This is a genomic window from Paraburkholderia sp. SUR17 (assembly GCF_029536165.1).
In the GTDB taxonomy this organism is placed as follows: domain Bacteria; phylum Pseudomonadota; class Gammaproteobacteria; order Burkholderiales; family Burkholderiaceae; genus Paraburkholderia; species Paraburkholderia kururiensis.
This window is the reverse complement of the sequence record NZ_CP120509.1, coordinates 1,144,425-1,160,614: the sequence shown is the minus strand read 5'-3', so window position 1 is coordinate 1,160,614 and position 16,190 is coordinate 1,144,425. Positions and strand designations below refer to the sequence as shown.

At 63.1% G+C, this 16,190-nt stretch carries 10 protein-coding genes; 5 read left to right on the top strand and 5 right to left on the bottom strand.

The annotated features are described in order from the left end of the window. Positions 1 to 6: 6 nt before the first annotated feature. Together P2869_RS22665 and P2869_RS22660 are read right to left on the bottom strand one after the other, a co-directional pair. Positions 7 to 3,243 carry an efflux RND transporter permease subunit gene (locus P2869_RS22665; RefSeq protein WP_277599630.1) on the bottom strand — a complete coding sequence of 1,079 codons (3,237 nt, stop codon included), beginning with the start codon at positions 3,241 to 3,243 and terminating at the stop codon, positions 7 to 9. A gap of 227 nt (positions 3,244 to 3,470) precedes the next feature. Then, positions 3,471 to 4,505, bottom strand: coding sequence for a LysR family transcriptional regulator (locus P2869_RS22660; RefSeq protein ID WP_017773620.1), 1,035 nt, complete (start codon positions 4,503 to 4,505; stop codon positions 3,471 to 3,473). Between the two features lie 517 nt (positions 4,506 to 5,022). Between P2869_RS22660 and P2869_RS22655 the strand changes: the two genes are divergently transcribed. The 4 genes from P2869_RS22655 (at position 5,023) to P2869_RS22640 (ending at position 10,311) form a co-directional block, all read left to right on the top strand. After that, on the top strand, positions 5,023 to 6,291 hold the full coding sequence (locus P2869_RS22655) for an MFS transporter (RefSeq protein WP_277599629.1): 1,269 nt from the start codon (positions 5,023 to 5,025) through the stop codon (positions 6,289 to 6,291). Positions 6,292 to 6,322: 31 nt separating this feature from the next. Further along, complete coding sequence (locus tag P2869_RS22650; protein WP_277599628.1) at positions 6,323 to 8,755, top strand: glycoside hydrolase family 31 protein; 2,433 nt, start codon at positions 6,323 to 6,325, stop codon at positions 8,753 to 8,755. A 386-nt stretch (positions 8,756 to 9,141) separates the two neighbouring features. Further along, entirely contained in the window at positions 9,142 to 9,849 is a 708-nt protein-coding gene (locus P2869_RS22645; RefSeq protein ID WP_277599627.1) for an MgtC/SapB family protein, read from the top strand. Between the two features lie 210 nt (positions 9,850 to 10,059). Then, a complete protein-coding gene (locus P2869_RS22640) occupies positions 10,060 to 10,311 on the top strand; it encodes a GlsB/YeaQ/YmgE family stress response membrane protein (protein ID WP_017773616.1) in 252 nt (83 codons plus the stop codon). 62 nt (positions 10,312 to 10,373) lie between these two features. Here P2869_RS22640 and P2869_RS22635 read toward each other — a convergent pair whose 3' ends face one another. The 3 genes from P2869_RS22635 to P2869_RS22625 all read right to left on the bottom strand — a co-directional run bounded on the left by P2869_RS22635 (position 10,374) and on the right by P2869_RS22625 (position 14,731). Further along, positions 10,374 to 11,912, bottom strand: coding sequence for an acetyl-CoA hydrolase/transferase family protein (locus tag P2869_RS22635; protein ID WP_017773615.1), 1,539 nt, complete (start codon positions 11,910 to 11,912; stop codon positions 10,374 to 10,376). Between the two features lie 231 nt (positions 11,913 to 12,143). Next, on the bottom strand, positions 12,144 to 12,386 hold the full coding sequence (locus tag P2869_RS22630) for a hypothetical protein (RefSeq protein ID WP_017773614.1): 243 nt from the start codon (positions 12,384 to 12,386) through the stop codon (positions 12,144 to 12,146). Positions 12,387 to 12,514: 128 nt separating this feature from the next. Next, positions 12,515 to 14,731: an FUSC family protein gene (locus P2869_RS22625; RefSeq protein WP_277599825.1), complete on the bottom strand. Its 2,217-nt coding sequence runs from the start codon at positions 14,729 to 14,731 to the stop codon at positions 12,515 to 12,517. Positions 14,732 to 14,933: 202 nt separating this feature from the next. Here P2869_RS22625 and P2869_RS22620 point away from each other — a divergent pair, with 202 nt between their 5' ends. Beyond that, on the top strand, positions 14,934 to 15,944 hold the full coding sequence (locus P2869_RS22620; RefSeq protein WP_033350579.1) for a LysR family transcriptional regulator: 1,011 nt from the start codon (positions 14,934 to 14,936) through the stop codon (positions 15,942 to 15,944). Positions 15,945 to 16,190 lie beyond the last annotated feature (246 nt).

Sequence of the window (16,190 nt, the reverse complement as noted above, 5' to 3'; positions counted from 1 at the left end):
CCGCATTCAGTGCCCGCCGCGCGCGCCGTCGTGGTCGTTGCCGTCGCCGCTTGCATGCGAACGCGGGCCGGTCATGTCGTCTCCTCCTCTTTCGCCCGCACGGGCCGCCGCGCGCCGCGCGAGCCGGCTGTGCACGCCGGCGAACACGAGCGGCACGAACAGCAGCGTGGAAACCGTCGCGAACAGCAGCCCGCCGATCACGGCGCGCCCGAGCGGCGCGTTCTGCTCCGCGCCTTCGCCTAGACCCAGCGCCATCGGCACCATGCCGATCATCATGGCGAGCGCCGTCATCATCACCGGACGAATGCGCGTGGCGCCCGCTTCGAGCGCGGCCGTGAGCGGCGGCGCACCCGCAGCGAGGCGCTGCCGCGCGAACGACACGACGAGAATGCTGTTGGCGGTCGCCACGCCCACGGTCATGATGGCGCCCGTAAGCGCCGGTACGCTCAGATGCGTGCCCGTGACGAACAGCATCCACTCAATGCCCGCGAGCGCCGCAGGCAACGCGCTGACGATGATGAGCGGGTCGGCCCACGACTGAAAGTTGACGACGATGAGCAGATAGACGAGCACGATGGCCATCGCAATGCCAACGCCCAGGCCGAGATACGACGAACGCATCGTGCTCACCTGGCCGCGCATCGTGATCGTCGTGCCGCGCGGCGCCGTGGCCTGCACGCCGGCAATGCGCTGTTCGATCTGCCCCGCCACCGAACCGAGATCGCGTCCCTCCACGCTCACCAGCAGATCGATGACGGGCCGGATGTTGTAGTGCGTGACCACCGCGGGATTCGTGTGCGCATCCAGTTGCACAAGATTGCCGAGCAGTTGCAGCGGTGCGTCGGCGCGCGCCGAAACCGGCGTGTTGAGCAACTGCCCGACCGACGCCACGTTGTACTGCGGCGTCTGCACGGCGAGCGGATATTCCACGCCATTGGCGGGATTCACCCAGAACGCGGGCGAGGTCTGCGAGCTGCCGGACAACGAAATCAGCACGTTCTGCGCAACGTTTTGCGCGTTGAGGTTCAACTGCTGCATGCGCGTGCGGTCCATCACGAGCCCGAGCGCGGGCTCGTCGTTGCGCTGCGCGATGTGGGCGTCCACAGCACCCGGCAATTGGCGGACCTCTTTCAGGAGGCGGCTTGCCAGCGCCATGTTGGCGTCCTGATTCGCGCCGATCACCTGCACGTCGATGGCCGCGGGCTGCCCGAAGTTGAGGATCTGCGTGATGATGTCTGCGGGCTGGAAGAAAAACTCGACGCCCGGAAAACGCTGCGGCAACAGCATGCGCAGACGGTCGATGTAGGTGCGCGACGGCGGGTGCCCGTCCTTGAGCGCGACCTGGATTTCGCCGTCGAGCGTGCCGATCGTGCCCGCGTTGCTGTACGAAAGATTGATGCCGCTATACGGCAGCCCCAGGTTGTCGACGATGGTCGCGAGTTGCGCGGGCGGAATCACTTCGCGAATGGTGCTCTCGACTTCGTCCGCGAGCCGCGCCGTTTCTTCGATCCGGTAGCCCGTGGGCGCACGCATGTGCAGGCGAATGTCGCCGGCATCCACGCTCGGGAAGAAGTCACGGCCCAGCACGAACACGAGACCGAGCGAAAGCACGCAGAAGCCGAGAAACGCGCTCGCGTAGAAGCGCCGGCGCGCGAGCAGCAGACTCAGCAGCACGATATAAGCGGAGCGGATGCGCTCGAACGCACGATCGAAGCCATGATGGATGCGCTCGAACCGCGAAGGCGCCGCACTCGCCGCAGCCTTGCGGTGCGAGAGCAGCAGCATGGCGAGCGTCGGCACGAGCGTACGCGAGAGCACATACGACGCGATCATCGCGAACACCACCGCTTCCGCGAGCGGCACGAACAGATAGCGCGCCACGCCGGTGAGGAAGAACATCGGCACGAACACGATGCAGATGCACAGCGTGGAGACGAGCGCCGGCACGGCGATTTCGCCCGCGCCCTCCAGAATGGCGTCGTGCAGCGGCGCGCCGAGATGCAGATGGCGCTCGATGTTCTCGATCGTGACGGTCGCGTCGTCCACGAGTATCCCGACCGCGAGCGCGAGACCACCCAGCGTCATGATGTTGATGGTCTCGCCGAGCGCATCGAGCGCAAGCAGCGAAGAGAGAATAGAAAGCGGAATGGACACCGCGATGATCACCGTGCTGCGCCAGTTGCCGAGAAAGAGCAGGATCATCATCGCGGTGAGCGCGGCGGCGATCAGCGCCTCGCGCAACACGCCCTGCACCGCCGCGCTCACGAACACGGACTGGTCGAAGAGCGGCGTGATCTTGAGGTCTTGCGGCAGCGTATCGCGCACATGCGGCAGCAGCGACTTCAGCGTGTTCACGACCTGCAGCGTGGACGCATCGCCGCTCTTGAGAATGGAGATCAGCACGCCGCGCCGTCCATCCTGGCGCACCACGTTGGTTTGCGGCGAAAAGCCGTCGCGCACGTGGGCCACTTCGCCCAGATACGTGGTCGCGCCGTTCACTGTCTGCACGGGAATGCGATTGAGACCGGCGATGGTGTCCGGCGATGCGTTCATGTCCACGCGGTACTCGGTCTGCCCGAGCTTCGCGGTACCGGTGGGCAGGATCAGGTTCTGCGCGTTGACGGCGTTCACGACGTCCGCAGGCGTGAGGCCTTTCGACATCAGCGCCTGCGAATCGATATCCACGGAAATGAGCCGCGTCTTGCCGCCGTAGGGATACGGCACCTGCGCGCCCGGAATCGTGATCAACTGCGGACGCAGGAAATTCATCGCGATGTCGTTGAGCACCTGCTCGCTCATCGTGTTGCTCGATAGCCCCAGCTGGATCACCGGAATGCTGGACGCCGAATAACTGATGACGAGCGGCGGCGTGGCGCCGGGCGGCATCTGGCGCAACTGCGCCTGTTCCGAGGCCACGGTTTGCGCGATGGCGGTCTGCAGGCTCGCGCCGGGCTGCAGGAACAGCTTGATGATGGCGATGCCCGGCAGCGATTGCGATTCGATGTGCTCGATGTTGCTGACCGTCGTGGTCAACCCGCGCTCATTCACCGACGTGATGCGGTCGGCCACGTCTTTCGCCGAAAGCCCCGTGTAGTTCCAGATGATGCTGATGACGGGGATGTTGATGGACGGCAGCACGTCGGTTGCCATGGTCATCAACGCGAACGGCGTGGCCAGCAGAATCATGATGGCCATCACGATGAACGTGTACGGCCGCTTTAACGCGAGATTGACGATCCACATGTGACAGCGTCGGGCAGGAGCAAAAGGCGGTCATGCCCAGGCGCGGGCGGTTCCGCATGATAGGAAAGCGCGCGGGGCGTGCCGATGACGCCAAAATGGCGCGGCTGTCAGGAAAGACGCATGCCGCAACGGCAGCTTGCCGTTGCACGAGCGCCGATCCTGCCTCTTCGAAGAGAACAGGACGGGCGTGGGTGCTTCGGTACGTTGTCGGCGATTCAGTGCGTGAATCAGTTCACGAGGCGCAGTCGCTCGGCTTCGCGGATGTCGCGTACGTCCCGCACGTCGCGTACATCGCGCGATGCACGGTGACGCATGCCGAATTCGGCGAGCCTGCCGTCGTGCGCACGCAGCGCGGCTTCCTGCTCCGTGAGCATCTGCGGCACGCTCTTGCGCAGGAATTCGACGAACGTGCGGATTTTTGCGTCGACGTAGCGACGCGACGCATAGAGCGCGTAGACGTTGAACTGCTGCAGGCGATGCGCAGGCAGCACGTGCACGAGCGAGCCGTCGGCGAGGCCCGGCAGTGCAACCGGTACCGGCAGCGGACCGATGCCCATGCCTTCGCGAATCGCAATGGCAAGCGCCTCGGGGCTGTTCACCTGGAGCGAGGTCAAGCCCGCGTGGCGAAAACGCTCGCCGTCCGCCCCGGTGGAGACCCACTGGCTCGCGGGCAATCCGGCCTCGGTCAGATGCACGCAGGTGTGCCGCTCGAGGTCCGCGAACGAACGCGGCGCGCCGTGCTTCACGAGATAGTCGGGCGAGGCGCAAAGAATGGCCGACGTGGTGCCCAGATGCTGCGAAATCAGCGCGGAATCTTCGAGTTCCGCAGCCACGACGATCGAGACGTCGAAGCCCTCTTCCACGACGGCGGGCATGCGCTGCGACAGCGTGAGGTCGACGGAGACTTCCGGCGCGTGCTGACGATAACGCGCAATGAGCGGCACCACGTAATGGCCGAAACTGGATGCGCCATAGACCTTCAGGCGGCCTGCGGGGTTGGCCTGGGCATCGGCGGCTTCGGCTTCGGCCTGGTCGATCTCGGCGAGAATCCGCTCGCAGCGCTGCAAGTAGCGCTCGCCCGCCTCGGTGAGTGACATGCGACGCGTGGTACGGTTCAGAAGGCGCGTGCGCAGCCGCGATTCGAGGTCCGTGATGGCCCGCGAGACCTGAGCCGTCGTCATGGCCTCGTTCGAGGCTGCCTTCGTGAAACTGCCCGACTCCACCACTCTTACAAACATCCGCATGTTGCGCAGCGTATCCATTGCCTACTCCTGTCCATCCGGTTTCGTGCCAGTCTGGAGAATGGACGAGAGGGGGTGACTGGATGCTGACCCGTTGATGACAACGGTGTCAGTTTTGCCGGCAAGCTCGGGCAAACGCGAAGTGCCGACCTGAACGCCGCGCTTTTTCGTTCGATGTTCGATCGAACATCAAAAGGCTTGACGACGCTCTTTTACGAACATACGATGCGGATCAGGTAGCCATAACATCAGTTATCAGACAACTAGAATCGCTCTGTGTGCGGCCCAAGGCGTTGGTCTGGAGTCGAAGCCGGATTGGCAGAAAAGCCCGCGCAGACTCACCCAATGACCCTCTTCCCGGCGTTGCAGAGAGGATCGCGACACCGGTGGTTCAGCCGACCAAGTTGTGTGACAACCTACCAGCCGAACGACCGACAACCGTCGCGGCATCAAAGAGAGAGCCGCCTTGTTCGATCGCGCCCTTCATCCAGCGCGGCGGCAAGGACGAGCAAACGAGACAAACAGGATGGAGACAACTTTGAAAACGATTAAAGGTCTGCGCTGGTGGATCATCGTGCTCGTCTGCCTCGGCACGATCATGAATTACGTCGCGCGCAATTCGCTCGGCGTGCTCGCGCCGGAACTCAAGCACGTGCTCAACATGTCGACCCAGCAGTACTCGTACGTGGTCGGCGCGTTTCAGATCGGCTACACGCTCATGCAGCCCGTGTGCGGGATCATCGTGGACCTGGTCGGGCTGCGGCTCGGCTTCGCACTATTCGCGGCGCTGTGGTCGGCAAGCGGCGTGATGCACGGCTTCGCGACGGGCTGGATGTCGCTCGGCGCCATGCGCGGCCTGCTCGGCCTCTTCGAAGCCGCGGCCATTCCGTCGGGCATGAAAGCCGTGGCCGAATGGTTTCCGGACAAGGAAAAGTCCGTGGCGGTCGGCTACTTCAACGCGGGCACCTCGCTTGGCGCGCTCATCGCGCCGCCTTTCGTGATCTTTCTCTCGCTGCGCCTCGGCTGGCAATCGGCGTTCATGGTGACGGGCGCGCTCGGCTTCGTATGGGCCGCGCTCTGGTACGCGCTCTACCGCTCGCCCGCAAAGCACGACCGCATTTCGGGCGACGAACTCGCGCTCATCAAGGACGGCCAGACCCAGGCACCGCCCGCCAGCAAGCGCCCCGTGCGCGACATCCTGACTTCGCGCCGCTTCTCGGCCATCGCGCTGCCGCGCTTTTTCGCGGAACCGGCCTGGCAGACGTTCAGTTTCTGGATCCCGCTCTATCTCGCCACCGAGCGGCACATGGATCTCAAGCAGATCGCCATCTTCGCGTGGCTGCCGTTCCTCGCCGCCGACCTTGGCGGCATACTGGGCGGATATCTGTCGCCCTTCCTGATGAAGCACTTCCGTATTCCGCTCGTGTGGTCGCGCGTGGCCGGCGTGGTGCTGGGCGCCTTCATGATGGTCGGGCCGGCCTGCATCGGGCTCGTCGCGTCACCGTACACGGCCATCGCGCTGTTCTGCGTGGGCGGCTTTGCGCACCAGATGATTTCGGCGCTCGTCAACACGCTCTCCGCGGACGTGTTCGACCCCGACGAAGTGGCCACCGCGAGCGGCTTCGGCGGCATGGCGGCGTGGACCGGCGGACTCGGCTTTTCGCTGGTGGTGGGGGCGCTGGCCGATCGCGTCGGGTTCGGTCCGCTGTTCGCCTGCCTTGGCGCGTTCGACCTGATCGGGGCCGTGCTGCTGATCTTGCTGATTCGCGGTCAGACGCGACAGGAACGTGCGCTGTCCGCTGCGTGAGCCGCATTCGCATCCCAATCGAGGAAATTTGATGACGTCGTTACTGCATCCGCCTGTCTTCGAACTTGCGCAACGAGAAGGCAATACGCTGCGTCTCGTGAGCGAGATGGGCCCGGTGATCGAGATTTTCGTGCTGGAAGAGGACATTGTCCGCGTGCGGGTGCTGCCTGACGGCACCGTGCGCAGTCCGCGCACGTGGTCGATCGCGCCGGGTGTGGACGACGTGCCGCTCGAAGGTCGCGAGCGGCTGGACCTCTCGGGCTTCGCATTGCCGCGCTTTTCGCTGCGAGAAGAAGCGGAGCGGATCGTCGTGGAGACTTCGCAGGTGCGGCTCGAGGTGGCGCTGCATGGCGGCTACTGCGCGTGGTCACTGCGACGCGAAAATGCCTGGCAGTCCGTGATGCAGGATCGCGCGACCCAGGCCTACAACTTCGGTTGGTGGGATGACCGCGCGTATCACTACCTGCGCCGCGAAAAAGGCGAGATGTATCTGGGCCTCGGCGAACGCGCGGGCGAGTTGGACCGCGCCGGGCAGCGCTACACGATGGTCAATGTGGACGCGATGGGCTACAGCGCACGCACGACGGATCCGCTCTACAAGCACATTCCGTTTTATCTCACATGGCGGCGCGAAGCGTCGCTCGGCTTCGGCCTTTTCTACGACACGCTCGCGGACTGCACCTTCGACATGGGCCGCGAACTCGATAACTATCACGGCCACTACCGCTATTTCGTGGCGGAGCATGGCGACCTCGACTATTACTTCATCGCTTCGCCGGATACGCCGCTTGCCGCGGTGCGCCGCTTCACGTGGCTCACAGGGCGCCCGGCGTTGATGCCGAAATGGGGCCTCGGTTACTCGGGCTCCACCATGACCTACACCGATGCGCCGGATGCACAGCGGCGCATGGGCGAGTTCATTGAACGCTGCCGCGAGCACGACATCCTCTGCGATTCGTTTCATCTTTCTTCGGGCTACACATCGATCGGCGCGAAGCGCTACGTGTTCAACTGGAACCACGAAAAATTCCCCGACGTGGAAGGCTTCGTGCGCGGCTACCTGGAACATGGCGTGAAGCTGTGCGCGAACATCAAGCCGTGCCTGCTGCAGGACCATCCCGAGTTCGGTCTGGCTCACGCCGAAGGTTTGCTGATCCGCTCTGCCGACGGCAAACCGGCGTGGGTCCAGTTCTGGGACGAAGTGGGCGCGTATCTGGACTTCACGAATCCGGCCACCATCGCGTGGTGGCGCGAACACGTCACAGCCGCCCTGCTGCGATACGGCATCGCCGCCACATGGAACGACAACAACGAGTTCGAGATCTGGTCGCCGGATGCCATCGCGCATGGCTTCGGTGCGCCGTTCCCGGCACGCGAAGCCAAGGTGCTGCAAACCATGCTGATGATGCGCGCCTCGCGCGACGCGCAGCGCGCGTGGGCGCCGCAACAGCGTCCGTTCCTCGTCTCGCGGTCGGGCGGCGTCGGCATGCATCGCTATGTGCAGACCTGGTCGGGTGACAACTACACGTCGTGGGAAACGCTGCGCTACAACCTGAAGATGGGGCTGGGCCTCGCGATGTCGGGCGTCTCGAACATCGGTCACGACATTGGCGGTTTCTCGGGCCCCGCGCCCGAACCCGAACTGTTCGTGCGCTGGGTACAGTTCGGCATCCTGATGCCGCGCTTCTCGATTCACTCATGGAACGACGACGGCACCGTCAACGAACCGTGGATGTATCCCGAGACCACCGCGCACGTGGCCGAGCTCATCAAACTGCGCTATCGCTTCATTCCTTACCTGTACCAGTTGCTCTGGAACTCGACGCAGCATTACGAGCCGGTACTGCGGCCCGTGTTCGCCGAATTCCCGAACGACGCACGCTGCCCAACGGACAGCGACGACATGATGGTTGGCCGCGCGCTGCTGTTCGCTCCGGTGGTGGAGCCGGGGCAAATCGCGCGCACGGTGTGGCTGCCAGAAGGCGCGCGCTGGGTGTCGTACTGGAGCGGCGAAACCTTCGACGGTGGCCAGCACGTCACCCTGCCCGCGCCGTGGGATCAGCCCGTCGTGCTCGTCCGCGAAGGCAGTGTGGTGCCGCTCAACGTGGCCGAACAGCATTTCGCGAGGCCGGCGGAACGACGTGCGTTCATCGTGGTGCCACAGGAGGGCACGGGCGTCACGACAGCCGAATGCATCGAGGACGACGGTGAAAGCGAAGCCTGGCGAGACGGCACGATCGGCTTCTGGCAAGTGCGTGCAGAAGGCGACGACGAAACGCTCGCGCTCTCGGTTGCATGGGCCGGGCGCATGGAGCGGCCAACTCAGCTCCTCGGGCCTGTCGAGGTCTGGCTGCCCGCGTCGGAATCGAGGCGCATCGTCGCGAAAACCGGAGCGCTCGTTTCGCAGCACGCCGAAGGAGGCTGGAAGCGGGTGATGATCGAAACGATCGAAGCGGCCGCATGACAGGACACGGGCAGGCTGCTCGCGCCTGCCCTGAACGCGCGCCTCAAAGGTTGACGTCGCTTTGCCGCGGCCCCTACAATCCGGCCCATCGCCGAACAGGAAACCTCATCTTGGACAGTAGCTGTAGTCGACCCACAGCCCGCTCCGCCCGCTGATCCGCAAGCTTCGCGTCAGATTCTCTTCTGCCGCCGTCTTGCCTGCCGGGCAGGACGGTGTGCGTCGCCGTTATTCCTTTCCAATCGCTGTTGCACGCTCGCCGTGCGACGTCCCACGCGTGGGCTCATCGCGCGTGCCGGGCGTTCGCTCGTGAGCGCGTGGTTTCCGGTCGGCCTTCGCATGCGTGTCATGCATGCCGTTCAACATGCGATAACGACCACAAGAAAACGATGACTCTCGAATTTGCCCTGCGGCTCGCCGCCGCTTTCGCCTGTGGCGTCGCCATCGGCCTCGAACGCCAGATGCGCCAACGTACCGCCGGCCTGCGAACTATCACGCTCGTCGCCAGTGGCGCCTGCCTCTTCGTCACGCTCGGCGTACTCACCGGAAACGGTGTGGCAGGCGTCACGCAGATCGCGGCTTATGTCGTGTCGGGCGTTGGCTTTCTGGGCGGCGGCGTCATCATGCGCGACAAAGGATCCATCCAGGGGATCAATACGGCGGCCACACTGTGGTGCTCCGCGGCCGTCGGCGTGTTGTGCGGATCGGGCCATTACCTGCCGGCATTTGCAGGCACGGGCGTCGTGCTGCTCACCAACACCGTGCTGCGAGACGTGAGCCGCATGATCAATGCGACGCCCGTTTCCGCTGCGGACCTCGTGCAGTTCTACGCGCTCACTATCGTGTGCCGCGAAGAAGACGAGATTCATATTCGCACGGCGATTTCGAACTCGATGTACGCAGCGCCGCTATCGTTTCAGAGCTTGACGAGCGAGGACGTGGCGGACCAGCCCGGACGTATTCGCGTGACAGCGACGTTGAAGCTGCATCCGAAGGACCAGTCGAAGCTGGAACTCATGGCGAGCCGCCTCAGCATGGAGAAAAGCGTGTCGAGCGTCAGCTGGACGGCGGCGGAAGCGGAGCCGGCCCCGGAATAAGACGATTCAACTTCGTCGCGTTGAACCTACGGTGTCCGAATGACTGCAGTCGATGCCACGACTGCTTTCAATTCCCTCACAGCCCATCGTGCCGGCCCGGCAAAGAATTTCAGATAATGTCAAATCGGGTCGCAACGTGTGGACGCGTTCTGTGCGTTCGTCTAAGCTCCCTTTCACCGTGAATTCTTCACGTCAACATGGAGCAACAACATGGAACACGGCATCATCGCCTGGCTCATCATCGGCGCAATCGCAGGCTGGCTGGCCGGACTTCTGGTCAAGGGCGGCGGCTTCGGACTGATCGTCGATATCATCGTCGGCATTGTCGGCGCGTTCATTGGCGGATGGCTCGCGCGCGTTCTCGGCATCTCGATCGGCGGCGGATGGATCAGCTCGATCATTACCGCGCTTATCGGCGCCGTCATCCTGCTGTTCGTCATCCGGCTCTTCCGACGAGGCTAGAACCGGTTGGCGAGAGGCCGGGCGCTGCAAGGCGCCCGGCCTTTTCTTTTTCGGGCCTGTTTTCAGGCTCTGCGCGCCTCGGCAGCCGGCACCGCACCGAAGCCATCGGGCAGCATCGAGCCACTTCCCGCCAGCCGCAGATGCCATGCAAACGCCTGATTCAACTGGTGCGGCGTCTGCCCTCCTCCCCGCAACGCTTCCCTGTAGTAATCGAGCAGCAGATCGCGGTAGAGCGGATGCGCGCAGTTGCGGATAATCTGCTGCGCCCGCTCGCGCGGCGCGAGCCCACGCAGGTCGGCCAGACCTTGCTCCGTCACGATGATGTCGACGTCGTGTTCGTTGTGATCGCAGTGCGGCACCATCGGCACGATGCTCGAGATGCGGCCGCCCTTCGCCACCGACTTCGTCGCGAAGATCGCGCACGAAGCATTGCGCGCGAAATCACCGGAACCGCCAATGCCGTTCATCATGTGCGTGCCGCCCACGTGCGTGGAGTTCACATTGCCGTAGATGTCGCATTCGAGCGCAGTGTTGAGCGCGATAAGCCCAAGCCGGCGAATCACCTCGGGATGGTTGCTGACTTCTTGCGGACGCAGCACGAGCCGGTCGCGATAACGATTGAGTTCGCCAAACACCTGCTTCTGACGCGCGGCCGACAGCGTGATGGACGCGCCGGACGCGAACGTGACCTTGCCTTCGTCGAGCAGATCGAAGGTGGAGTCCTGAAGCACTTCTGAATAGATCGTGAGGGCTTCGAACGGCGACGAGACGAAGCCGGATAGCACAGCGTTGGCAATCGTCCCGATGCCCGCCTGCAACGGCGGCAACGCGGAAGGCATGCGTCCGCGTGAAACCTCGTGTTGCAGGAACTCGATGAGATGGCCCGCGATTTGCGCGGTTTCTTCGTCCGCCGGCAATACGGTGGACGAGCTGTCGGGCGTGTCGGTCAGGACGATGGCCGCGATCTTGCTGGGCGGGATCTCGATTGCGGTCTGCCCCACGCGATCCTGAGGACGCACGATGGGAAGCGGATCGCGATGTGGCCGGCGCCCCGGAATCCAGATGTCGTGCAGCCCTTCCAATGCGAGCGGCTGCGCGAGATTGATTTCGACAATAACGCGCTCCGCGAGAATGGCGAAGCTCGCCGAATTGCCCACAGAGGTGGTCGGCACGATGCCGCCGGTTTCCGTGATCGCCGCGGCTTCGATGATTGCGAGGTCGAGCTTGCCGAGCTGGTTGGCACGCAGCATCTCCACCGTTTCGGAAAGATGCTGGTCGACGAACATCACTTCGCCGCGGTTGATGGCCTGGCGCAGCGTCGCGTCCACCTGAAACGGCAAGCGACGCGCGAGCACACCCGCCTCGGTCAGCATGCGATCGACATCGTGGCCAAGCGAAGCGCCGGTCATCAGCGTAATACGCAGCGGCTCGTTCGCTTCACGTGCGCGCTTCGCAAGCGCAATGGGAACGGCCTTCGCATCGCCGGCACGTGTGAAGCCGCTCGCGCCTACGCGCATGCCGTCGTTCACGAGTTGGGCAGCCTCTTCGGCCGATGTGATTTTTTCGCGCAGCGCGGCGCAGCGGATGCGATCGTCGTACATGAATCTTGTCTCCAGTGTCACCCGGTCTTGCCGTCACCGCTTGCTGCGGTTTCTGATGCGGCGCCCGAGCTCTTTCGATGTGGCCGGGAACGCAGACCGGACCCTGTTCTTGAAGGAACGGCCAGGCCGTGGCGTGGTGTCATCTGGCGTCATGCGTGTGCTCGCGCCGCGGCCCGTCTTGCACCATGCAATGCAACCTTGCAGTCGCATCATGGGCGTTGTGTTGCGTGCTTAGCTACCGAAGTAGATGTTGCAGAAGCTGACGGGACCAACGCACTCGTCCGTCTTCGAACGCTGCTTCACGGACTCCCGCCCTGCGGCCGATGCGGCGCCTTCCTGGTGCGAGCCAGCGACCTCGGCGACCTGTTGGGTCTTCTCCGGCGCGTTGTTGTTCGAGGATTGCGCTTGCGCGACGCCGGCGAGCGTAGAACAAACGATGGTGCAAGTTACAGCGGCGATATTCAGCAATTTCATTGTGTTTCTCCAGTTCGTACGGTTACTGCGTGGCAGTGCGAACACTATAGGACTGCGTCTGTCTGAGATTAAGAAGGCGGCCTGGAAGGCATATTTCCAGGCGGCGGCAAGATTCGATGCCGGCATGCTCATCGGGCCGCTGCGATGGACCATGCGGAACGCGGCGAACGCATACGAAGCGTGCCGAGCGGCGCGTCGCGATCGAGCAGCGCTGTGCGAATGAAGTGCAGGCAACTCAGCATGCGCTGCAGGTCGTGCCGCCGGTCGCGATCGTGGCGAAGACGATCGAGTACGTCCTGCGCCACCCATGTGGCGGCTCTAACGGCAAGCAATGCGCGTACGAGGCGGCGTTTATCGGGTCGCGCGAAGAGACGCGCGATCTCGCCTCTCAGGTCGTCGATGCTCGCGTTCCAACGCGAGTTCATCTGGTTCACGTACGCCGCCGCCGCGCACTCTTTGCGCAGATCGATGATGGCATGGCCGACCTCGAGCGTGACGAGCATCCATCGCAGTGCATCGCGATGCCTTCGCGAGCGTCGCGTGAGCAACATGCGCAACTGAAACATCAAGTCGTGCGTGCCGGACTGGAAGCGTCGATTGAGCCCAGGCAGCACGCCGTGGCATGCGAATACGCCCTGCCTTCTCAGATCTCCACACATGCGGTCGATCAGCCAGCCCATGTCTGGAGGAAACACGACGGCGAATCCAACCGAGGCGGCGAGCATGGACGCCACGATCGCCATGCCGTTGTTGATGAGCGGCATCGGAGCGTAGGCGATGACGTTGTCGGGCCCCGCGAGCAGACAAAAGAACACGGAGAAGCCGACGCCGTAGCCTGCAATGCCCCGACGGGTCATCAGGAACGCACCTGCAGCGAGCACCGGTGTGAGCGCAGCGCATAGGAGCGGAAAGCCGTCGATGGCGGGATACACGAAACTGGTGAATATGTATCCCGCTGCCGTGGCGAACAAGGCCCCCACTGCCATCTGAAATGCGAGGCGCGTCGCATTCGGCGCCGACGACGTGAGCGCGCAAGTGAGCGCCGCGCCGGTGAGGGCGAGACTGCCGCTGGGCCAGTCCGTCTCGATCCAGAACCATCCCACCATGGCCATGACCAGCGCTGTCCGCAGGAACATGAACGCGACGACATAGCCATTCGTCTTGTTCATGTAGGGGGCAATGCCCGGCTCGCGGCTTACGTTGTCTTCGATAGCAAGCGATGCATAGGTGTTCGCATAGAGCATGAACTCGCTGACAAAGCGGTAGAGCAATTCACCCGATGTATCGAAATCAGGCAACAGCGAAGGTGCGCGCGCTTCGACGGCATGGCGTGTCGACCGCATGCGTTTCGGCAGCGACGCCTGGAACGTCCCGAGTGCCGCAGACACGCGACTGGCATGCGCGCCATCGCTTTCGCCGTCACGCGGCGGCGCCGACAACAGGCTCGCAAGCTCATGAAAATACGGTTCAACGCTCTCGATCACTTCCCCGCGCCAGTGCAGACGTTTCAGCAGCTGGCGCAACGCATGCAATCGCGCGCACAGGTCCATGAATTCGCTGTTCAACCGCGCGAGATGCTGGCTTCGCATACGAATCGATGGGTCCTCGAAGGCAGCGAACACTCGCGTGGCTTCGAAACCTACGATCGCATCGACGAGATCGGCAAAACGACGCTCGAAGGTACCGCGAGGCAGCCGGGTTGAAAGCACGCTTGAGGCGAGCGCGGTAAAATTCGCGTACCGCACATGTAGCGTCCGCAGTAGCACCGTGCTGGTCTGCATTGGTACGATCAATGCACTGACTGCACTCGAGCACACGATGCCAACTGCTACTTCCGCTGCACGTCCGAGCGCCGCAAGATAAAGTGCATTTGGCTGCATCACGAGCGGAGTGCCGATCAGCGCCGCGGTGTATCCCGCAAGCACGAAGCCGTACCAACGAAAATGTCGATTCCGGACTGCTGCTGCCGTACAGGCAGCAACCCAGACAGTCAAGCCAAATACATACCATTCCGGCTGCTGTACGAATACGGCGCCCAACACGAGCGCCGCGATCGTGCCGACCGCAGTGCCCACGATCCGATAAAAGCTCTTCGCGAGCACCATGCCCGAAAGCGGCTGCATCAGCACGAACACGGTCGTCATCGCGATGCGAGGCTGCGGCAGGTCGAGCAGCATCGCAATGCCCATTGCTCCGAGCACGGCCACTACCGTCTTGAAAAGATGCAGCCAGATAAGGCCTTCGCCCGCTCCCCACTCACGGGCCGCGCGCTTGATGGCTTGCAGCATTGCTGCGCTGCGCCGATGCAGAGGCGACGTGCGCGAGATCGCCTGCTGCCGGTTCATGAAATGCACGACATTCCGCTCCGGCTGTTCCAGGAAATGAAGCCGGCAACGGCAAATACATACCGGCTGGACGGCGCCGATTGTAGGAGTGCCCCGCGCACGAATTAACGGGACATGCAGAGAACGTCCGTTATGGAATGCACAACAATGCCGTCGTGTGTCAGGCGGACAATATCGCTTCTTTATTGATCAAGAAGGGTTGATGGATACGTTACAGAATATGCGGGTGTTTGTCCGCGTCGTTGAAGCCGGCAGCTTTACCGCCGCCGCGCAATCCCTGAACTCGACCACCGGTGCAATGTCGCGTGCAGTGTCCGAACTCGAGGCGCACCTGCGTGCACGGCTACTCAATCGTTCGACAAGAAGACTCGCGTTGACGACGGCAGGCGAACGCTATCTGGAGCGCTGCCTGCACATTCTTGCAGACGTCGGTAAGGCTGAAGAGGAAGCAAGTTGCGCACATGAACGTCCCAGCGGCGCATTGCGCATGCACAGCTATGCCAGCATTGGTCAGCACTACGTGTTACCGGCGATCTCGCGCTACCGTGCACAGCATCCTGAAGTGACCGTCGAGCTCACGCTCTCGCAACGCATGCCGGATCTGTTCGAAGGCAGTGCAGATGTCGCAATCGTCACCGCTGCATCCCTGCCCAACTCGGATCTCGTCTCGCATGAACTGGGCTCTACGTGCAGCGTGCTTTGCGCGTCGCCCGCCTATATACGCTCAAGAGGTGTGCCGCAGTCGCCGGCCGATCTCGCCCGCCACGAGTGTTTGATTCTGAAAACGCCCGCATTCCCCGCACACGAATGGGTGCTCGATGGGCCCGAAGGCAGTGAGCGAATGGAAGTCGACGGACCGGTCCAGGTGAATATTGCGGAATGTCTCGTGGTGGCGATTCGGGAAGGCATGGGAATCGGCATGTTGCCCGTTTATGCGGCAATCAACGGGTTGCGCGACGGCACACTCATGCGAGTGCTGCCCGAGCATACATTGCAGAAGATGAACATCTACGCGCTCTATCCGTCGCGCAAATTCGTCGATGCAAAAACGAAGACGTGGGTTGAATTTCTCCGGACACATCTGCCCAAGGTCCTCGCGCGCGATAAGGCGCTGCTCGACGAGCTCTCACAGGCGCAATTGGACGAAACAGTCGTTCCGATGCCCGCCTCGACGACGTCCGCGCCTGCACCGGCTTTGGCAATAAAGGAGTGAAGTATCGTGCAGCGAAGCGGTCATGCAGCGCAATGCATGAGCTGCAATGCACGGCGCTTCACTTCACCTTCCACTGGAATATGCTCATCTTGCATTGAGCGCTACAGGACGGCGGAGCGCCTGACCTGCCGCCTGCGCGGCAGGGCCAACAGAAGTTCAGTGAAGTCGGCCGTCGGAGAATAGAGCTCGATGCGGCGAAGCAATCGTCGGGTTCCTGAAGGAAGCTGCGGGCGGTATGCCGGACAA